This window comes from Bacillus sp. FSL R9-9410, from assembly GCF_038050385.1.
Taxonomy (GTDB): Bacteria; Bacillota; Bacilli; order Bacillales; family Bacillaceae_G; genus Bacillus_A; species Bacillus_A cereus_U.
Genome location: NZ_JBBOTV010000001.1, coordinates 1,750,208 through 1,771,840, shown reverse-complemented (window position 1 = coordinate 1,771,840; position 21,633 = coordinate 1,750,208). Strand labels below are relative to the sequence as shown.

Here is a 21,633-nt window from a genome sequence, read left to right as displayed (position 1 = left end):
TAGATTGACTGCTGATAACATTGATTATGTAAATATATAAAGGTAACAGAAATAATTATTAAACGGCTAGATGAGGCACCGCTACATCGCTATAAAGCTAAGGTTTTGCACTATCCATAAAGCAAAAAAGGCGTTATCCTTTCTGTAGAATTATAGGAAAGGATGGCGTTTTTTATGTCTGTTTCTGTGTCTGACGAATTAAAACTATTTGCTCAAGAGATTCAAAGTTTTTTATCTCCAAATACCTTACGGGATCTTGCTAGAGATGTTGGTTTTGTACAAAGAACCAGTAAATACCAAGCAAAAGATTTAGTAGCTTTATGTGTATGGGTGAGCCAAAATGTAGCTATGACTTCTTTAACTCAGTTATCTAGCTGTTTAGAAGCATCAACAGAAGTACTCATCAGTCCTGAGGGACTGAATCAACGGTTTAATAAGGCGGCCGTCCAACTTTTACAACACCTACTAGCCGAACTACTAAGCAAAAAATTGGCCGCATCTATGCCGATTTCTTCTCCATACACTTCTGTTTTCAAGCGTATTCGTATTTTAGATTCAACTGCATTTCAACTCCCGGATGTATTTTCATCGGTTTATCCAGGTGCAGGAGGATGCAGCCATACAGCTGGGATAAAAATTCAACTTGAGTATGATTTGTTAAGTGGACAGTTCCTACATATTCATACAGGTCCAGGTAAACAACATGATCGCACTTAAGGCTCTCTGTGTGCCCCAACTGTGACAGCGAATGATTTATGTATCCGAGATTTAGGTTATTTTCATTTAAAAGACCTTCAATATATACAAGATAAAGAGGCCTACTATATCTCTCGTATCAAGTCGAATACACGTATTTATCAAACCTGATTATTTTCAAGACGGAAGAATTAAGAAAGGTACAGAGTATATACAGATAGATATGGAGACGGTAATGAACTCCCTTCAACCAGGACAAACATGTGAAATAGCTGATGCTTATGTAGGAATGATTGATAAAGTGCCAGCTCGTGTAATTGTTCATCGATTAACAAAACAACAGCAACAAAAACGATTACAAGATCAAGCTGTAAGAGAAAAAAAGAAAGGAATGAAGTATTCTCCTCGTAGTAAACGACTCAGTGGTATCAATGTATATATGACAAACACCCCTACAGATATTGTCCCGATGGGACAGGTACATGACTGGTATTCTTTGCGTTGGCAAATCGAAATTTTATTTAAAACGTGGAAGTCATTCTTTCAAATTCATCATTGTAAAAAGATAAAACCAGAACGATTGGAGTGCCATTTATATGGTCAGTTGATTGCCATTCTACTCTGTTCTTCTATCATGTTTCAGATGCGCCAATTGCTCCTCATGAAGAAAAAACGAGAGCTTAGTGAGTATAAAGCCATATATATGATTAAAGACTATTTTCTTCTTCTATTCCAAACTATACAAAACATACTAAGATTAGTAGTGCAGACCAAGGCATTGGTTCGCACTACTATTTTTTATATAGTAGAAGTGAAGAGGAGGTCGTGGGTGTTTTGGGATCCTGAATCCGTATACAAAACTGACCTTCTTCACTTACCTTATTTGAATCAGTTTTTAGTATGTTGGTCTTCGAGATCGTGTATAAGAAATGAGAATCGATAAGTGTAAGTTGAAGACTTCAATTCCACCTGAGGAGGCGCTATATGAAACACGTTATTGCATTTGATGTCAGTATGGGTAAAAGTTATATGGTAATTTATAATGCACAAAAACAATGCGTATTCGAAAGTGAAATCAAGCATTCTAAGCCTGATTTTAAAAAGCTACAAGAAAAGATACATAAGCTTACAGATGAAACCGGTGAATCACCTGAAATTGTGTTCGAAGCAACAGGGATCTATTCCAGACAGCTAGAACGATTTATGCAAAATAACCAGTATACATATTGTTTATTAAACCCATTAGAAGCCAAAATACAATGTGATTCCTTGCGGATTCATAAGACAGACCGAAGCGACGCACACCGATTAGCTCTCACTCATTTTACAGTTACCCGAAGGGTATCTACCGGAACTGATAATTTATTCTATCAGTTAAAATCTCTTTCTAGATTATATAGTGAACTGGATGATGAATTATCAATAATTCGCGGCCGTATGCATAAAGTAATCCAATTAACATTTCCAGAATTGGAAAGAATATTTACTAGTAAATCTGATTTGTTTTTAAATTTTGTTCAACTATTTCCCCACCCAGATTGTGTTTTAGGTCTTTCTAAAACCATTATAAAAAATCGTATTCGTGCCAATACCAATAAAAAAATATCAAATATTACGGCGGAGAAAAAAGCGATTCAGATACTTGAAATAGCGAAAATTTGCTATCCTGCTGTTTCTCAGAACGATGTTCTGTGTGACCAGCTCAAATTATACGCAAGGCGCTATCAAGAGCTTCTTCACCAAAAAGAAAGCTGTATTAGCAAGATGGTGTATGTAGCTGAGCAACGCGCAGAATACGATATCATTCGCAGTCTCCCTGGGATTGGACCGAATACTGCCGTACGCTTGATGGCTGAAATAGGAGATATTACTCGTTTTAACAATAACAAGCAACTCAATGCATTTGCTGGTATTGATATACGCCGTTTTCAATCAGGTAAAACCTTTTTTAAAGATAAAATCAATAAACGTGGAAATAAACATTTGCGGAAGCTCCTTTTCCTCATCATCCAGAACATGATTAAACAACGACGTTACGGACAAAATCATATTGTTGAGTATTACGATAAATTAAAAACGCAACCTTATAACAAGTGTCATAAAGTTGCGTCCATTGCATGTGTAAATAAATTATTGAAGCTTCTCTTCTATCTCATTACACATAATATGCACTATGATTATCGGTTAGCCGCCTAAAACCATAGTTTCATCCATCGTACCATATCTTCCCCCTAGTAAAAAATGGACACATATTAGGGGTATTTGGCTTGCATTCTAATTGGCTTAAAATCTCTGGCATTTAATCAATTATAACTCTAAAAAACATTTGACTAATCGTAAGAAAAACACCCAAGAGCTATCAAAGGTGTTACTTCGCCTGTTCAACCTCCTACAGCAAAACGGGCGGAAATCTCATCGATATGAGAAAAAAAGGTCTTTGATATATTAGGTGTCGTTTACAATTGTACCCTGTCTGATAATCAAGCCGCTTAATTCAAAAAAGTGAAACCCGTTAGGGTTTATTTCGTATGCAAATCTTTCAATCACCTACACTTTCCCTTTAGAAAAAAGAAACAATCTCGCCTAAAATTGACTTTGCATAAGCTTAGCTTGATAGCGATGTGGTAGGGCCCTATATTTGACTCTTTTTCTACACCTAGATATTCTAGAGTTCGTTCTAACATAAGTGCAGCCTGTTGACGTGTGAGTGTGCCATATGGCGTAAACTTAGTAGCTGAAACACCTCGGATAATTCCTGTATCGTATAGGGCTTGTACATCATAATACCGGCTGCGAACGTATTTACATCAAGAAGATTAATGGAGCAAATGATGATTGCCCTGAATTGGTATGATAGCTGTTTTTGCAGAGTTTGAGCGTGATATTATTCGTTGAAATTCTCTTCTTAAAGATAATAGGTAAATACAAACAAAACCAGCAAAACACCGTTCCTATGTCGTACTGGTTTTGTTGAAGTCCATCTTGAATTGTAGCTAGTTCAACGTAATTGCAAATTCTGAGTTCGGTGCCCCAGCAATTACAACCGTTCCATTCTTCGGCAGTTTTACTTTGTTATTGCCGCTCACGATGGTAAAGTTGACGCATACTCCATTCTCATCATACACCGCGAACGCACCCTTCGATGGCAATGTCACGGTCATCCTTTTTCCTGCTGCCGCTTACGGGATCGTAAACCATTTAGCATGCCCATTTGCTTGCAGCGTAACTTTGGATGATTGGCCAGCATCAAGTGGTTTTACGTTGGTTCCACTTACGTATAACAACCCGGCCATTTCCATATATTCATTGCCGCCTTCTGTATAGAAATGCGTTTCCGTCGTATCACGGCCATTCATCACGGGGATCTGGAGCTGATGCGTCGCGGTGTTCGGACCTGTAATTTTTCTGCCCTCCCAATAACCCGCCAGGCCTTCCTTACGAGTAATTTGTGTGGTAATAAGTTTCGGTTGTACGAGATATTCAATAGAACTAAATTTCTCATTCACGAGATAGAACTTGACACCTTCCCGCTTCGCCCATGCGGCAGCGGTTTTCTTCGATAGCACATTGTCTTCTAGTTTCTCGGCTAAATAGTGAGTCATCGCACCTTGCCCTAAGTCTGGTGTCGATTTATATGTGCTCTCCCTCAAATAAGTTCTTCCATTCTTCTCGGTGACAAAGTTGAGCTTAGAAGTACCCTTCTCATTAATAAAGCTTCCATCCGCAGTATATACATATTTTTCTTCTCGATTAGATGGTAAGAACAGTTCTCCATTCTTCGTAATTTCAATTTTGAAATGAGTTTCGCTATTGCCATAAAAGCCCGCTTTCTTTGCCACGTCTTGAGGCATCTTGACCTTGACCGGCTTGCCAAAAGATTTGTTCGGCTTGATGTTCTTAATTGTACCCTTCTCTTTAAGCACGGCGAGCAGTAATTCAGTTGCCAGCAGTTGATTTGTAGAGCTTCGTCCACCGGATGACAACACAGCCGCTGCCATTTTCTGTTCCGGAAGCACGACCAGTATAGCATGTTGCAGTGCCGTGTCGCCGCCCTTAGCCAAGCCTTTTATCCCATATTCACTGAATGGGTATAGTTTCACACTATCCCAGCCAAGACCATAGTTAAAAATATTATCTCCATCCCCCGACCACATTCCTTTTTTATATTCCTCTTGCTCCATCGCCTTGACTACCTTATCAGAGAGGATCCCTTTTCCCTGTCCCATAAATAGTTGTGAGAATCGTACCATATCTTCTGCCGTGGAAGAGACCCCTCCCGTACCAATCACATTCACCGATTCAATTGGAAGCTGCCCTTGGTACGCCGGAAAATAAAGTCCAGCCCGCTTTTCGTCTCTCCATTTGTCCTGCGGCGTTTTTGTATGATTCATCTTTAAGGGTTCTGTAAACCGTTGATGTAGAAATTCGGTAAAGCTCATACCGCTGACTCTTTCCACCAAAATTTCGGCCAGCGTAAAGCCATCGTTGCAGTATACCGAGAACGCGCCAGGGTCTGCTTTCAGGCTCTGGTTGGACAATTGCTGCAACAAGAAATCATGGGAATAGGTATCATTATCGTTAAATAAAAATGCATTACTTAACGTGGAACCTTGCAAGCCGGAGGAGTGATTCAACAACATACGCGGGGTAATGCGTTTGTACCGCCCATCTTTCATCTTAAAATCAGGAACATAGTTGACCACAGGAGCATCCAAATCGACTTTTCCTTCGTCGACCAATTTCATTACAGCCGCTGTTGCATACATTTTACTGACTGAACCAATCCCGTATAGAGTATCTTTGGTTAGTGGCTGTTCCCCTTCCATATCGTTCTTTCCAGCCTGCCCCGACAAAGTAAGCTTGCCATTATCAATTAGCGCATACTGCACGCTAGTCGTCCCATGGGACTTCGTGAGTAGCGCAGCCTTCTCTGCTGCAATCTTCTTCAGCTCTTGGCTAGCTACTTCTGCGTTAGATACAACTGTAGTCTTACTGTCAGAAAATGCTTTCGCCCCTGTTGGTAGAATCATAGTTAGCGCTAATGTAGCGGCTAATACACCAGTTAGTTTATTTTTCATGAGGGAATTGCCTCCTTAGATAGATGATCAATTTCATCATTTATTTGTTTAACTATGAAAATATGATAAAATTTATCCGTTCTTCCTTTTGGCCTACTTGCTAAATTCAGCAAGTAAAATATTTTTAAAAGGATCAGGACTATCAGCATTAAGGCTGTTCAAATTGACAGCTAATGTATGCTTGCCTCCAAGTGTGCCTCCAGCAAAAGTAACAAACCCTGGAATGCTACCTCCGTGTCCCCATATTGAGACACCGTTTGGAAGCTTAGTTTCATAGATTCCAAGACCATATCTGCCAAGTGCAGCTTCTCCTGTTGGAACTGTAGTAAGCATTTGTTTTAGTTGCTGTTCTTTTAGTAATTTACCCCCAAGTAAGTAAGAGAAGAATTTGTTTAAATCATCAGCAGTAGAAATCATATCTCCAGCCGAGCTCCCCATACTTGGGTTATAATAAGTAACATCTTTTGGCTCACTTGCTCCGTCTAGTTGGATATATCCACGGGCATGCTTGGATCCTGGAATCACGCTTGAATTGCCAGGTAAGAATGTATTCGATAATTCAAGCGGTTCAATGATCCGATTTTCAATCTCTTCCGCATAGCTGTTCCCGGTTACTGTTTCAATAAGGATCCCTAGTAATACGTATCCTGTATTTGAATAAGACCAGCTCTTTCCTGGAGCAAAATCTGGGGGCATCGAAATCCCCATCTTTACTAATTCTTCAGCCCTATACGATTTTTTAGTATCCATAAGATTAAAACTTTTTGACCTTGTGTATTCAGCGATACCACTTGTGTGGTTCAATAATTGCCGGATAGTAATCTGTTTATCATCATACCCGTTTCCTTGAATGACACCAGGCAACCATTTTTCAATAGAGTCGTCTAGATTCAAGCGGTTCTCTTCGGCTAATTGAAGTACAACTGTTGCCGTGAACGTCTTCGTCACGCTACCAATGCGAAAGCGAAAATCTGTTTTCATTGGTTTCTTGCTGCCCAGATTCGCTACCCCAGCGGCATAACTCCATGTTTTTCCACCCTCAGAAGTTTTAGCAAGTATCCCCGGGAATCCAAGTTGCAATGTATCCCGCACTGCTTGCTTGACAGAATTACGATCTCGTTGAGTACTTGTTTGTACCGAACTAGATACACTTTGAGTAGGTTCTGCTTTTACAATTAAGGTTGGCGTTGTGTATAACAGGGAACTTCCAGCTATTAAAAGGGCAAGACTTGCAAATGTAATTTGACTACGTGTTTTCATAGGGCATTCCTCTCCTCTATTCATATTCTATAGGTGGTTTCTTGCTATCTCGTATTAACCACACAGCTACCATCTCCACCAATGAAAAAAAGTCAACATTGAATTCGTAATCATCTTCATAATTATTATTTTTACAAACGCCATTCTGTCCTGGGTAAATCCCTCTTTTTCCACATATATGTTAACCACATAAATTACTTCTTTTCGTTGAAACAGTCTTGTTACTGGTCTGTTTTTCATATATAAGTCATATTTGTACCGCCTTTCACGCCTCTTTATATTTTTATCATACACAATGAAAATTTCTTTTTTCTTACCCATTTCTTACAAATTACTTACTTTCAAAATCGCTTTTATAATAGGATAGAAGGAGCATCTGTGCCGGAAAGTTCAGTAAATATATTAATCAAAAAGAAACACAGAGGTTTTTTACTTCTGTGTTTCTTTTTCCATCCTTTTAAATATTAAGAGTCGATTTACCCTTAACAGGATGAATTCTGGCTCTTTTCTAATGTAATTTTTCTTCTTGCAATACAACACAAATGACATTGTGCTGCATGAAACACTCCTAACGTTGTTAAAATCACTTGTTTTTAAGTCAAAATTTATTTAACTTAGGGCGGATACTCCATATCCATCAGCTTAAGAAAAATAAACGCCCTCAAAACGAAAAAATAAGCTACCTTCTCAAAGTAACTACCTGTAGAAAAAGAAAATGTTCATTTAGGAGATATATTAAAACCTTAGCTTGATAGTAATGCGGTGCTACCCCACACCCATCAACTTAAGGAGAATAAACGCCACCAAAACAAAAAAAGCCCCAAATTTTTCTTGAAAATAAGTTGGGGCTTTTGAACCAGAAAAGTATATTTTTAACTATGAAAACTACGATAAATTTTTCCTTTTTTCCTACTTGCTAAATTCAGCAAGTAAAATTTTTTTAAAAGGATTAGGACTGTCAGTTCTACCCAAACTATTCCAATTGACGACCAACGTATGCTTACCTCCAAGTTTACCTCCAACAAGAGTAGTAAACCCTAGAATGCCACCTGTGTGTCCCCATATCGAGACACCGCTTGGAAGCTTAGTTTCATAGATTCCAAGACCATATCCATCGATTCCTTCTTTTCCTGTAGGAACTGTAGTAAGCATTTGTTTTAGTTGCTGTTCCTTCAGTAATTTGCCACCGAGCAAGTAAGAGAAGAATTTGTTTAAGTCGTCAGCAGTAGAAATCATATCTCCAGCAGAGCTACCTGCACTTGGGTTATAATAAGTAACGTCTTTTAGCTCACTTGCTCCGTCTGGTTGGACATATCCACGGGCATGGTTAGTGCCTGGAATAACACTTGAATTGCCTGGTAGGAATGTATTCGACAATTCAAGTGGTTCAATAATCCGATTTTCAATCTCTTCCGCATAGCTGTTTCTGGTTACTTTTTCAATAAGAATGCCCAGTAATACGTATCCTGTGTTTGAATAAGACCAGCCCTCTCCTGGGGCAAAGTCTGGAGGCAGAGAAACCCCCATCTTCACTAACTCTTCAGCCGTATACGATTTTTTTGTATCCGTAAAATCAGCGTCTTTTGACCTTGAGTATTCAGCGATACCACTTGTATGGTTCAATATCTGCCGGATAGTAATCTGGTTACCATCATATCCATTTCCTTGAATGACACCAGGCAACCAGTTTTCGATGTAGTCGTCTAGATTCAGGCGATTCTCTCCAGCTAATTGAAGTACAACTGTTGCGGTAAACGTCTTCGTCACACTCCCAATGCGAAAGCGAAAATCTGTTTTCATTGGTTTCTTGGTTCTCAGATCCGCTATTCCAGCGGCATACCCCCACGTTTTTCCACCCTCAGAAGTTTTAGCAAGTATCCCCGGGTATCCAAGTTGCAATGTATCCCGCATTGCTTGCTTGACGGAAGTACGATCTCGTTGAGTATTTGTTTGTAACGAACTAGATACATTTTGAGTGGGCTCTGCTTTTACAATTGAGGTTGGTGTTGTATATAACAGGGAACTTCCAGCTATTAAAAGGACCAGACTTGCACATGTAATTTGACTACGTATTTTCATAAGGCATTCCTCTCCTCTATTCATATTGTATAAGTGTTTGCTTACTGTTCCTTACTTCCTGACAAGACTTAGGGAAAGGCCCTCACGCATATAGATTAAAGCCCCAGTACAAAGGTATCTATCAATACCAACAATTTGAGCCAGTTAAATCTCCATCCCTTCTATAACAAAATTATTCAAAGGTATGAAAGCATATTATGTACCCTTAGTTATTGTTAGGATTAACACAACATGAGACATAGCCCCAACCCATATTTTACTTTATTTATCCATGATATGTATTGAGAAAGAATGTAAATTCGAATCCTTTCCGTACCCCAACTATTAATCGTTTTTTTCACCTATTATAATTAGTTATTTAGAATTTCATAATAAAAACTGTAAAAAAATAACGAGTCCCTTAACGTACAGGAAGCGGTTGAAAAATATGTCTAAACGCACAATTTTCTTTTTTTTGATATGGTGACCCCATCGCCATCAAGCTACGGTTTTGAAGTACCCCCTAAATGAAATTTTTCTTTCTCTACAGTTAGTTATTTTGAGAAGTCAGCTCATTTTTTTGTTTTTGGGGTGTTTACTTTTCTTAAGTTGATGGATGTGTGGCGGTACCCCATCGCTATCAAGCTAAGCTTATGCAAAGTCAATTTTAGGCGAGATTGTTTCTTTTTTCTAAAGAGCAAGTGTAGGTGATTGAAAGATTTGCATACGAAATAAACCCTAACGGGTTTCATTTTTTTTGAATTAAGCGGCTTGATTATCAGACATGGTACAATTGTAAACAACACCTAATATATCAAAGACCGTTTTTTTCTCATATCGATGAGATTTCCGCCCGTTTTGCTGTAGGAGATTGAACAGGCGAAGTAACACCTTTGATAACTCTTGGATGTTTTTTCTTACGATTAGTCAAATGTTTTTTAGAGTTATAATTGATTAAATGCCAGAGATTTTAAGCCAATTAGAATGCAAGCCAAATACCCCTAATATGTGTCCATTTTTTACTAGGGGGAAGATATGGTACGATGGATGAAACTATGGTTTTAGGCGGCTAACCGATAATCATAGTGCATATTATGTGTAATGAGATAGAAGAGAAGCTTCAATAATTTATTTACACATGCAATGGACGCAACTTTATGACACTTGTTATAAGGTTGCGTTTTTAATTTATCGTAATACTCAACAATATGATTTTGTCCGTAACGTCGTTGTTTAATCATGTTCTGGATGATGAGGAAAAGGAGCTTCCGCAAATGTTTATTTCCACGTTTATTGATTTTATCTTTAAAAAAGGTTTTACCTGATTGAAAACGGCGTATATCAATACCAGCAAATGCATTGAGTTGCTTGTTATTGTTAAAACGAGTAATATCTCCTATTTCAGCCATCAAGCGTACGGCAGTATTCGGTCCAATCCCAGGGAGACTGCGAATGATATCGTATTCTGCGCGTTGCTCAGCTACATACACCATCTTGCTAATACAGCTTTCTTTTTGGTGAAGAAGCTCTTGATAGCGCCTTGCGTATAATTTGAGCTGGTCACACAGAACATCGTTCTGAGAAACAGCAGGATAGCAAATTTTCGCTATTTCAAGTATCTGAATCGCTTTTTTCTCCGCCGTAATATTTGATATTTTTTTATTGGTATTGGCACGAATACGATTTTTTATAATGGTTTTAGAAAGACCTAAAACACAATCTGGGTGGGGAAATAGTTGAACAAAATTTAAAAACAAATCAGATTTACTAGTAAATATTCTTTCCAATTCTGGAAATGTTAATTGGATTACTTTATGCATACGGCCGCGAATTATTGATAATTCATCATCCAGTTCACTATATAATCTAGAAAGAGATTTTAACTGATAGAATAAATTATCAGTTCCGGTAGATACCCTTCGGGTAACTGTAAAATGAGTGAGAGCTAATCGGTGTGCGTCGCTTCGGTCTGTCTTATGAATCCGCAAGGAATCACATTGTATTTTGGCTTCTAATGGGTTTAATAAACAATATGTATACTGGTTATTTTGCATAAATCGTTCTAGCTGTCTGGAATAGATCCCTGTTGCTTCGAACACAATTTCAGGTGATTCACCGGTTTCATCTGTAAGCTTATGTATCTTTTCTTGTAGCTTTTTAAAATCAGGCTTAGAATGCTTGATTTCACTTTCGAATACGCATTGTTTTTGTGCATTATAAATTACCATATAACTTTTACCCATACTGACATCAAATGCAATAACGTGTTTCATATAGCGCCTCCTCAGGTGGAATTGAAGTCTTCAACTTACACTTATCGATTCTCATTTCTTATACACGATCTCGAAGACCAACATACTAAAAACTGATTCAAATAAGGTAAGTGAAGAAGGTCAGTTTTGTATACGGATTCAGGATCCCAAAACACCCACGACCTCCTCTTCACTTCTACTATATAAAAAATAGTAGTGCGAACCAATGCCTTGGTCTGCACTACTAATCTTAGTATGTTTTGTATAGTTTGGAATAGAAGAAGAAAATAGTCTTTAATCATATATATGGCTTTATACTCACTAAGCTCTCGTTTTTTCTTCATGAGGAGCAATTGGCGCATCTGAAACATGATAGAAGAACAGAGTAGAATGGCAATCAACTGACCATATAAATGGCACTCCAATCGTTCTGGTTTTATCTTTTTACAATGATGAATTTGAAAGAATGACTTCCACGTTTTAAATAAAATTTCGATTTGCCAACGCAAAGAATACCAGTCATGTACCTGTCCCATCGGGACAATATCTGTAGGGGTGTTTGTCATATATACATTGATACCACTGAGTCGTTTACTACGAGGAGAATACTTCATTCCTTTCTTTTTTTCTCTTACAGCTTGATCTTGTAATCGTTTTTGTTGCTGTTGTTTTGTTAATCGATGAACAATTACACGAGCTGGCACTTTATCAATCATTCCTACATAAGCATCAGCTATTTCACATGTTTGTCCTGGTTGAAGGGAGTTCATTAACGTCTCCATATCTATCTGTATATACTCTGTACCTTTCTTAATTCTTCCATCTTGAAAATAATCAGGGTTAGGATTTTTTTGATAAATACGTATATTCGACTTGATACGAGAGATATAGTAGGCCTCTTTATCTTGTATATATTGAAGGTCTTTTAAATGAAAATAACCTAAATCTCGGATACATAAATCATTCGCCGTCACAGTTGGGGCACACAGAGAGCCGTAAGTGCGATCATGTTGTTTACCTGGACCTGTATGAATATGTAGGAACTGTCCACTTAACAAATCATACTCAAGTTGAATTTTTATCCCAGCTGTATGGCTGCATCCTCCTGCACCTGGATAAACCGATGAAAATACATCCGGGAGTTGAAATGCAGTTGAATCTAAAATACGAATACGCTTGAAAACAGAAGTGTATGGAGAAGAAATCGGCATAGATGCGGCCAATTTTTTGCTTAATAGTTCGGCTAGTAGGTGTTGTAAAAGTTGGACGGCCGCCTTATTAAATCGTTGATTCAGTCCCTCAGGACTGATAAGTACTGCTGTTGATGCTTCTAAACAGCTAGATAACTGAGTTAAAGAAGTCATAGCTACATTTTGGCTCACCCATACACATAAAGCGACTAAATCTTTTGCTTGGTACTTACTGGTTCGTTGTACAAAACCAACATCTCTAGCAAGATCCCGTAAGGTATTTGGAGATAAAAAACTTTGAATCTCTTGAGCAAATAGTTGTAATTCGTCAGACACAGAAACAGACATGAAAAACGCCATCCTTTCCTATGATTCTACAGAAAGAATAGCGCATTTTTTCATTTTAGGGGCATTTCTTTTTATTAACTCGATAGCGATGTGGCGCTTTGTGACGCTGACAAATAAAAAAAGACCGGATCGCGAAACCCCCGGACTAATTCAGTATCAAACCACGATCTTAATCTTCGGTCTAACGTTGATTGCAATCAATCTTTGCGCTATCGTGTCCCGTTAGAGCAATACCTTTGTAATATGTTCCACCACGTTGTTTGTAACTAAGTTAACGCCTCTCATTCGAACGATTCAGCGATTTCATGCACGTTACCAAACGGATCAACGAAAGCAGCATATCGCTCTTGAGTAGGTTTATCATGCAAAAATTGAATACCCTTTTCCTTCATTTCCTTATAAGTTTGCTCAACAGATACGACCTCAAACACCAAAACTGTTCTAGCCTCGTTTGAATAATCTCCAATTTCTTTGGTCTTTTCACACTTAAAAGCTATAAGCTGACAGCCGTCAATGGCAAATACAAGCTTATTTTCTTGCTCTAACAATGTTTGCAAACCCAGTAATTCAGAATAAAACCATCTCGCCTTTGTCATGTCATTGACGAAAATCATTATATGTCCTAGTTTCATAAGGCTATGCTGCCCCTTCACTTTTTTAAGGATACCATTTTTTATGGTTCATGCAGAATCTTTGCTAATGATTATTTGAAGTATTCGCGAATTGATTAGCATATCCTGCCCCTTAATTTAATAAATGGCGAAAAGGGAACGATTTTATCATAACGGGGTACAGCCCATCACCATCAAGCTAAGAAATGCAAATACCTCAAAACGAAAAAATGAGCATTTTGTTACAAGTTAGTACAAAATTTCGTTCTGGGGGTACTATAAAATTTTAGCTTGATGGGCATGTGGCGGTACCCCTACTTCAAAATGTTATCTCCAACTTTTTGACACATTGTTTTTCATAGAAATCACGCCACTTCAAAAGGTGTACCCTTTGATACGAAAATAATTCACATGAAATTATTGTAATTTTATATAAATTCTTCAAAATATAACATTTACATATTATATGTTATTCAATTAATTTTATAGGATCCACAATGGTGATATTCAGTCTTTGTACAATTGGATTATTAAGTAATGTAGTGAAAATAATGAATGACACAGCGAAAATATTTAACTATGTATTATTTGTATTTATCTCATCAGCAATAATTTATTATTTATAAACTTCTTATCAAGTAGGAAGAAAAGAAAAAACACTAGCTTAATAACAGTGTTTTTTTTTCTTTTCTATTTATAGGCCAATGTATTTTATTTGAATAAAAAAGAGGATATTATGATAAAGAAAAATAGAATAGGCACAATTATACCAATTTTAATACCGGTTTTATTGATTTTATCTATTGTTAATGTTGCATACAAAATTATTTTAACTGAATTTTTTGGAGTCTCTATACTTTTACCTGTATTTCTTTGTCCAATTGGATTTATCTTAGCTATTTTTTCCTATGAAGTAGATAAAAATATCGGAGCGAAAATCGGGATACTATTAAATGTGTTAGTATTTTTGATACCTTTTATTTGGATATTTGGAAGAATTACGCGTAGTTAGAATTTAATCCGGACATCTCCTATATCACTAAATCTATGAACATATAAAAAGGAAGAGAAATTTTATAATTCTCTTCCTTTTTATATGTTCATTTGCTGTTTAGTACTTCGAAAAATGCTGTAGAATTTATCTCTATCATTATAACAGTATAAAAGTTGGTTATAAGATGCAATATTTACACGTACCACGCCTCCGATAATAATAAGCAATCGTAGCACCAAACAGAGCCACTCCCCAAATTGGCCATAATAACTCTGGACCTTCCAATGCCCATCCCCTATGATCTAGGCACCCTTTATTAATAAACCCCCGGATGTACATCAAACCAGCTGAAGTAACCATAATGGAAACCAGTGAAGCAGGAATAATCGCTAATGAAAGAGGTACACGCCTACCAGCAATAAATGGAAACCAGCGCGGATAAATTTCTCCCCAGGGCTGAGTAAGCCCCAACGTAAGAATTGCCCCTCCGAGAACTACGGTAGCCAAGGACGCACCCATTAACCAAATTCCGGGTGAATCACGTTCAAAAGATTCAAGTAATTCTTTGGTAGTTCCCAGTGGAATGCCCATCGCCCAACACCATCTTGTTATGGAATAACAGATAGGAATTATAATGGCAATGTAAGTGCACCATTTCCCCCAAGATGCTGCTGAGGATTGTGATGTCCATTTTTAGAGGGATTACTATTTCGGCCACAATACGGACAAGCATTTCGTGTTTGGCGTTGATATACTAAAGCAGTCGCACTCCATAGAAATGCTCCTAGCATACTAATATATGGATTTGCAATCGTCCAGTACATCATCTGCTCAAAAAATTTCACTCCATGCGGAAAATCAAATAGTGCTCCAATCAAAAAGATAAATCCATATGCCGCAGACGCCAAAACGCGGTAGTCAATAACTGCAAATAATAGAATCGCTACTAACATATACACAAACATGAGTAATACTATTCGTAAAAGTCCCTTGCCCCAGCCACGAATCATCATGACAGCTACAATGACTCCCATTAATCCAAACCCAATTTTAAGTCCATATTTACTTCTTAAAATAAACAGCACCAAAGTTTTCATTAAACCTCTTACACCAAACAGAAACCGAACCATATGCACTTACATCTATCCCTTCAGGAATTTCGTAGTTTTGGTCTCCTTTATTTCCCTTTAATTTTCCTAATTCAATATACTGATAGTTTTTCACGTCTTCATTATTTTTCAAACGATTCGTAGGAACTAATACAACTCGCACATCCGGCCCATTAGATGTTGCAAAATCAGAAAGTCGTAAAACACGTTTTCCATCCGCTAATTGATGGATTGTTGCCGTTCCAGTTGTTTCATGAACACCATTTTGAAACTGTCCTTCACTTATTACTCGATCACTTTGTTGCTTTGTCTCATTTGATTGTACTTCTGTTTGTGGCAATGCTTCATTCACCTGCTTATCAATAAATAATTTCTCTGGTCGGAACAATGACCATAACCCTCCCATTACAATTATCAAACCGCCTATAAACCATACATATTCTCTTTTCATAAAGTAAAAAAACCTCCTGTAACATACTGTGTAGTAGTATGTTAGCAAGAAGGTCTTTCATTTTTATAACATAAATATTACAAAAGTCTTTCAGCGGTCTTATTTTTTCTGATGCGATGGGAAGCGTAAACCAAAATTCACTAACCTGCTTGCCATCTGCGCGCCCCCTCTCACCATTTTATCTCTTTTGCATTTCAATCAATGATTTTGCAATAGCTAATCCAAATTCAGGACTTTGCTTGCAAGAGCCTTAGAATTTTTGCATCAGAACCATTAAAAGTATAGTGAGGCCTATTCAGGAAACTTAAAAAGAGCAGTTAGTAAATTTAGTTTTTAACTGTGTCTTTAACTCAATAATCTTCTGAAGAATTAACAGTAGCAGAAATCTTTTGTTTTTCATTGCCAGAGACATGTCTCTCTAATTAAATCTCAGGTGTCGCATATTCTCCTGAGAAACCAATCTGAGTAATGACAACATCCATATTTTTTTCTGTTTTAAAGTGATTAATAGTTGCTTGATTAGCTGTTTCTTTAGTCTTTAGCTAGGCTTCTTTACTAAATTCATCTATTGTACCATAATCCATAATTGCATATACAAAAGCACCCAGTGTTAGTAACGTAGCACTTCCTAAGACAAATAGGGGGTTCACTAATTTCTTACTCATGTCCATTCATAATTCCATTCTATTGTTTATTTATTTTGTTCATATGAACACTTTGAATTTTAAAGTACCTTATACGCTTTTTCTATTTCATTAAATGACAATAGCATTATATTTTTATAAAGTTCTTTAGAAAATTTTTATAAGGGAATATATTAATTTTGAATTGTACAAATAGGAAGAGTAACTTCAACTGTTGTTCCTTTATTTATTTCACTCTCAATAAATACCTTTCCGTGATGTGTTTCGATAATTTTATAGCAGATCATTAATCCTAAGCCAATCCCCTCTTCCTTAATACTGTAAAAAGGTTCTCCTAGATATGGTATACGTTCTTTTGAAATTCCACACCCTTGATCCATAAAACGAATGATTATTTGATCATTATCAAGTTTATCAATTTGAATCAGAATTTCTCCTCCCATTGTCATGGATTCAATTGCATTTTTTAAAATATTAACAAATACTTGTTTTAATTGATTTCCTTCGCATGGAATCAATGGAATACCGGGTGTAAAATCGATTCTAATTTGTATATTATTCATCATTACTTGAGGTTGCAGTAGTGTCAAAACTTGATCCATTAGCACACCAATATCATTAGGTTGTATCTTTACCACCTGTGGTTTAGCTACCGCCATAAATTCAGTTGTAATACTTTCTATACGCTCAATCTCTGATGATACTATATTTATATAACCCTGATCATTCTCATTTCCCGTTGATTTTAGTAATTGCATAAACCCTTTCATTGCGGTTAATGGATTATTAATTTCATGAGCCATTGCAGTCGCTAATTGTCCTACGACAGCAAGTTTTTCAGATTTTCGTAGTAATTCTTCTGTTTTTAACCGTTCAGTGATATCACGAGAAATGCTTAGGAAAACTTTTTTACCATTTAAGTTAAAAACACGGACACTAAACTCAGTTGTTATTATTTTTCTTGTTGGAAAAACATATTCATCTTGCAAAGTGAAGGAAGTTTGTCCCTCTCTAATTTTTTCTAGTAACCTTACAATCATTGGAGAATCTTGTGGTACAACATTTGGAAATGGCAACGAGAGCAGTCCTTCTCTACTATACCCCAATCTTTTACACCCAACAGGGTTTACCTCAATAAATCGACTTGGAACATGATCTTCATTCAGCTCTACTACATATACTGCGTCAGTTGCTTGTTCGATTAGTGCACGGTACTTCATTTCACTATCTCTTAATTGCTGGTGTAATCGATTCCTTTCTCTTTCTGCTTGTTTTCTTTCAGAAATATCTCTACATATTGCTGATAAAGCTATCACATTTCCTCTTACATCTAGTATAGGAGAAACTGTCAGACTGACATCAAAAAGACTTCCATCGTTACGTTGTCTAACCGTTTCTAATCTAGTAACTATAGATTCTCCTGTTAGAATTTTTCGAATATTTTCAAGTGATTCATCCATTAAGAAATCTGGTACACAAGGTAATCTCTTACCTATGATTTCTTGTGATGACCACCCAAATATCTTTTCATAAGCTTTATTGGCTTGTAAAATATGCCCTTCTCGATCAGATATGGTAATAGCATCTACATTATGCTTTATAAACGATTCCAGTAATTCTTTAGTAGCTCTTAATTCTGATTCTACCTTTTTCCTTTTGGTTATATCGACTGTAGAACCAACAACTTCAATAACTTGTCCATTTCGTTTAATCGGCCTAAGCGCAATAAGAATAATAGTTTTATCATTTGGCCAGGGTAATTCGAATATAATTTCTTTCCCTTCCCATGCCTGAAGATAATGCTTCATCAATTGTGGAACTAAATGTGGAGGAACAATAGAAGCATCAATAGTACGTAAGCTTTTTCCTACCACCTGTTCAGAATAAAATCCTTTTTGATAATAAAACTGCCCATCACATAAAGTGTGTATAAAGTGCTTACCCACTTTTTTAAATTTAAAAATCCCCCCTTGAAGTTCATGTACGGTATCTGTGAGTTCTTGCTTCGATTTTATTAATTCTCGATTTATTTTAGATAAATCTTGTGTTAAATAATACAATCTCTGGTAAGCTTCCATAAGAAAGAGCCCGATTAGAAGTCCTAAAGCTATATATAATAAGCCTCCAGTGTAAAGCAATGTAATATTAAAACATAAACCAACTAACCACTTTATTCCCACAAAAACAGAAAAATATAAAGATGCACTTTTAAAAGGATGAAGGTTTTTAAAGTATGTTTTAAAAGTAGCAAATAGGATACTCATACTTAAATATGCAATCACGGGTGGCTCCCAATACCCACCAATGTAAAAGATACGCATTATAATAATGCTAATTAATGTAATCCAACCAGCACTGCGACCAAAGTAAATAAAAGATAAAATAAGAGGAACAACTCTAAGATCGTAGGAAAATCCCATGTACGGAAAAGAAAAGAACATCAAAGTAACTGCGATAATCCCTCCATATAATTTTTCAAAATATCGCCTGGAATGAATCGTAAACACTTGAATAAATATTGCTGCGCTAACCAATAGAGAAAAAATAGAAAGATTGATGAAATAGTCTTTAATAATCATTTAATGTCCCTCCTTGCATTAAGTATATTCGACAAAAAAGCAGAAAATCCTACAAATAGTATAAACAGTTCTGGTGCAAAAAAATTAAAATAGATGTAAATAATCTTTAAATCTTGGACATTCTGAGATCCAAAAATTCTCTAAAGCAAATATTGAATTTACCAAAACTATGCTTTTTTTAGACTCATATAATCGTATCTACAAAAAGCAACCAGAAATATTTACTTTCATAATGGAAGTGCTCTTTTCTAGTCTAATAAAAGCAATATATCGTTTTATTGCACCAAAACTTGAAGAAAGAAATCTTCTCGAAAAGACAGAAGTACTGCATAAATTCCAAAGCACTCGGCAGAAATCAACATTCTATTTTAACAGCAATTTTATTTAGTCTGAAATTTCAATTTAAATACAAAAACGATCCTTTTTGTAGGAACCTACAGAAAAGATCGTTTTTTTTAACTCTTATTCTTTGCTGAAATGCTCATTTATGATGGGATCAAGTGATGGACCAAATATTCCCCTTTTTTAAAACCTACGCGATTTCTTCAAAGTCTCCAATATATCATCTGTAAAGACCGTACTCCACTCAGCTTCAGTTAAAAGGTTTTGGTTCCGTAACGACATGATAGGCGTTATTAATAAAACTTAAACTAGAAATTCAAAATGAAATTTATATATTTTTTTGATTGTTTTTAAAAGAAAGCATCGTCCCCTCACTATTTGATTGTAAAGTGTATTTTATTTCGAACATCTTTGATATATCTTCAATATTTTTTAATCCTAGCCCCGTTCCTTTACAATTTATATCAAACCCAATCCCATTATCTCTAAAGGAAACAATATCATCGTCTATAAGGATTTCAAGTTTTTTAGCTTGTGAATGTTTAAGCACATTTTGAAAAATGTTATCAAATAGCCTTTGAATCCATAACTCATTACTATTCCATACTAAACCTTTATCTTGCGGTTTATATACTAATTCAATTTTATGAATATTATACAAATAGCTCCATTTTTTAACCATGTTTTCTATTAATTTATGTATATTTACTTCATCATTCACAATATAAGTATTCTCTAATGTCTCTGTAGATTGAATATTAAATTCGTTAGTTAAATCACTTATATATTGTATCTGCTCATACATTGATTCAAGTACTGGTGCTTGTTCTTCGTATTCACCTTCTAAATAATATAATTGTAATCTAACAGCTGTTAAAGGTGTATTAATATCATGCTGTAATTTATTTAATAGTTCTTTTTTTATTTGTTCCTGTTGTTGTAGTTCTAATTCTCGATAAGTCGTTCTTTCTATTAGCAAGTTTACCGACCTAATTAGTTCCCCCATTTCATCATCGCTTTTGACATCTATTATATTAGGGATTTTTTTATCACTTGCTAAATCTCGAATCGTTTGATTTAATACATTAATTTTATTTAATAATGAATTAATCGATTTTGAAAATAAAAAAGCTAACACTAATAATGATAATAAAAATATGATTAACATCGTGGGATATGCAAAAGATTCATGAAATGGAATGTTCTTGTTTTGGGTTTTAAAGGCAACATTATAAATAACTGATATAAGGATACTAATCGATAACAATAACAATGGTACGCTAATAATAGCAGAGAATAGTAGTAACTGATATTTCTTCTTTAAGTTCATTTCTTCATATAGGTATTTAATCTATACCCTTCTCCATATATATTCTGAATAATATCACCTGTTTTATCATTGATTTTGGTCCTAATTTTCTTTATATGTACGTTCATGATATTTTGATTTCTATCTTCGAGTTGCCATAAGTAATCAAAGAAGTGTTCTTTTGTTAGAATTCTATCCCTATTTTCATATAAGTAGAAGAATATTTTACGCTCAATCGCAGTAAACGCAACTTCATCACGCAAACCATTAATGAAAACCCTTTTATATTCTGCATCTATAAATAAATGTTTAATTTGCGTGAAAGTACCGTATTGATTATCTAACATTTTCTGAATTCTTAACAGTAATTCTCTAGGATCAAAAGGTTTTATCATGTATTCTTCTCCAATGGTAAGACCTTTTAGTTTACTATCAATATCATTCCGAGCTGATAGAAATATAATTGGAATATTTAATCCTAGATTTTTTATTTTCTTTGTAATTTGATAACCATCTTCACCTGGTAACATAACATCCATTATGACTAAATCTATCTCATGAATTACATCAAGAACATTCTTTCCTTCTTTCTCCCAATACACATTGTACTTTTCGCGCTGCAAAATTTTCTGTAATAAATCTCCTATAATCAAATCGTCTTCAACAATTAATATGTTATATTCTTTCATCATGTAGACCTTCCATCGCTAAA

11 protein-coding genes and 9 pseudogenes are annotated in these 21,633 nt (G+C 35.8%); 5 read left to right on the top strand and 15 right to left on the bottom strand.

Going from position 1 to position 21,633, the window contains the following annotated elements; translation table 11 throughout:
• The first annotated feature begins 174 nt into the window (after positions 1–174).
• The 3 genes and pseudogenes from MKX77_RS09305 to MKX77_RS09295 form a co-directional block, all read left to right on the top strand.
• Positions 175–1,639 (top strand): annotated as a pseudogene (locus MKX77_RS09305) (IS4 family transposase).
• A 41-nt stretch (positions 1,640–1,680) separates the two neighbouring features.
• On the top strand, positions 1,681–2,892 hold the full coding sequence (locus MKX77_RS09300; protein WP_002203979.1) for an IS110 family transposase: 1,212 nt from the start codon (positions 1,681–1,683) through the stop codon (positions 2,890–2,892).
• 142 nt (positions 2,893–3,034) lie between these two features.
• Positions 3,035–3,189 (top strand): annotated as a pseudogene (locus MKX77_RS09295) (IS4 family transposase); the annotation flags it as partial.
• A gap of 50 nt (positions 3,190–3,239) precedes the next feature.
• On the opposite strand, the pseudogene MKX77_RS30650 reads toward MKX77_RS09295, so the two are convergent.
• The 8 genes and pseudogenes from MKX77_RS30650 to MKX77_RS09260 all read right to left on the bottom strand — a co-directional run.
• Positions 3,240–3,467: pseudogene (locus MKX77_RS30650) on the bottom strand (hypothetical protein); the annotation flags it as partial.
• Positions 3,468–3,689: 222 nt separating this feature from the next.
• Positions 3,690–5,774, bottom strand: a pseudogene (locus MKX77_RS09290) (serine hydrolase domain-containing protein).
• Positions 5,775–5,867: 93 nt separating this feature from the next.
• Complete coding sequence (locus tag MKX77_RS09285; RefSeq protein WP_341306411.1) at positions 5,868–7,034, bottom strand: serine hydrolase domain-containing protein; 1,167 nt, start codon at positions 7,032–7,034, stop codon at positions 5,868–5,870.
• A 909-nt stretch (positions 7,035–7,943) separates the two neighbouring features.
• Positions 7,944–9,113: a serine hydrolase domain-containing protein gene (locus MKX77_RS09280; protein ID WP_341306410.1), complete on the bottom strand. Its 1,170-nt coding sequence runs from the start codon at positions 9,111–9,113 to the stop codon at positions 7,944–7,946.
• A gap of 741 nt (positions 9,114–9,854) precedes the next feature.
• Positions 9,855–10,013, bottom strand: a pseudogene (locus MKX77_RS09275) (IS4 family transposase); the annotation flags it as partial.
• 140 nt (positions 10,014–10,153) lie between these two features.
• A complete protein-coding gene (locus MKX77_RS09270; RefSeq protein WP_002203979.1) occupies positions 10,154–11,365 on the bottom strand; it encodes an IS110 family transposase in 1,212 nt (403 codons plus the stop codon).
• A gap of 41 nt (positions 11,366–11,406) precedes the next feature.
• Positions 11,407–12,882 (bottom strand): IS4 family transposase, encoded by a 1,476-nt coding sequence (locus MKX77_RS09265; RefSeq protein ID WP_341306409.1) that lies wholly within the window; start codon positions 12,880–12,882, stop codon positions 11,407–11,409.
• A 281-nt stretch (positions 12,883–13,163) separates the two neighbouring features.
• Positions 13,164–13,514 carry a VOC family protein gene (locus tag MKX77_RS09260; protein WP_060750842.1) on the bottom strand — a complete coding sequence of 117 codons (351 nt, stop codon included), beginning with the start codon at positions 13,512–13,514 and terminating at the stop codon, positions 13,164–13,166.
• Positions 13,515–14,229: 715 nt separating this feature from the next.
• Between MKX77_RS09260 and MKX77_RS09255 the strand changes: the two genes are divergently transcribed.
• The gene (locus tag MKX77_RS09255) at positions 14,230–14,505 is read left to right on the top strand and encodes a hypothetical protein (RefSeq protein WP_341306408.1); all 276 of its coding nucleotides are present in this window, start codon (positions 14,230–14,232) and stop codon (positions 14,503–14,505) included.
• 159 nt (positions 14,506–14,664) lie between these two features.
• Here MKX77_RS09255 and MKX77_RS09250 read toward each other — a convergent pair.
• The 4 genes and pseudogenes from MKX77_RS09250 to MKX77_RS09235 all read right to left on the bottom strand — a co-directional run.
• A pseudogene (locus MKX77_RS09250) lies at positions 14,665–15,542 on the bottom strand (hypothetical protein); the annotation flags it as partial.
• Positions 15,543–15,549: 7 nt separating this feature from the next.
• Positions 15,550–16,047 (bottom strand): DM13 domain-containing protein, encoded by a 498-nt coding sequence (locus tag MKX77_RS09245; protein ID WP_341306407.1) that lies wholly within the window; start codon positions 16,045–16,047, stop codon positions 15,550–15,552.
• Positions 16,048–16,124: 77 nt separating this feature from the next.
• Positions 16,125–16,270, bottom strand: a pseudogene (locus MKX77_RS09240) (sensor histidine kinase); the annotation flags it as partial.
• A 594-nt stretch (positions 16,271–16,864) separates the two neighbouring features.
• Positions 16,865–19,270, bottom strand: a complete 2,406-nt coding sequence (locus tag MKX77_RS09235) for a PAS domain S-box protein (RefSeq protein ID WP_341306406.1) — start codon at positions 19,268–19,270, stop codon at positions 16,865–16,867.
• A gap of 118 nt (positions 19,271–19,388) precedes the next feature.
• Here MKX77_RS09235 and MKX77_RS09230 point away from each other — a divergent pair.
• Positions 19,389–19,646, top strand: a pseudogene (locus MKX77_RS09230) (hypothetical protein); the annotation flags it as partial.
• A 149-nt stretch (positions 19,647–19,795) separates the two neighbouring features.
• On the opposite strand, the pseudogene MKX77_RS09225 reads toward MKX77_RS09230, so the two are convergent.
• From MKX77_RS09225 to MKX77_RS09215, 3 genes and pseudogenes are all read right to left on the bottom strand, one after another.
• Positions 19,796–19,909, bottom strand: a pseudogene (locus tag MKX77_RS09225) (DUF2785 domain-containing protein); the annotation flags it as partial.
• Between the two features lie 31 nt (positions 19,910–19,940).
• On the bottom strand, positions 19,941–20,942 hold the full coding sequence (locus MKX77_RS09220; protein ID WP_341306405.1) for a sensor histidine kinase: 1,002 nt from the start codon (positions 20,940–20,942) through the stop codon (positions 19,941–19,943).
• Positions 20,939–21,610: a response regulator transcription factor gene (locus MKX77_RS09215; protein WP_341306404.1), complete on the bottom strand. Its 672-nt coding sequence runs from the start codon at positions 21,608–21,610 to the stop codon at positions 20,939–20,941. Before MKX77_RS09215 ends, MKX77_RS09220 begins: the two co-directional genes overlap by 4 nt.
• Positions 21,611–21,633 lie beyond the last annotated feature (23 nt).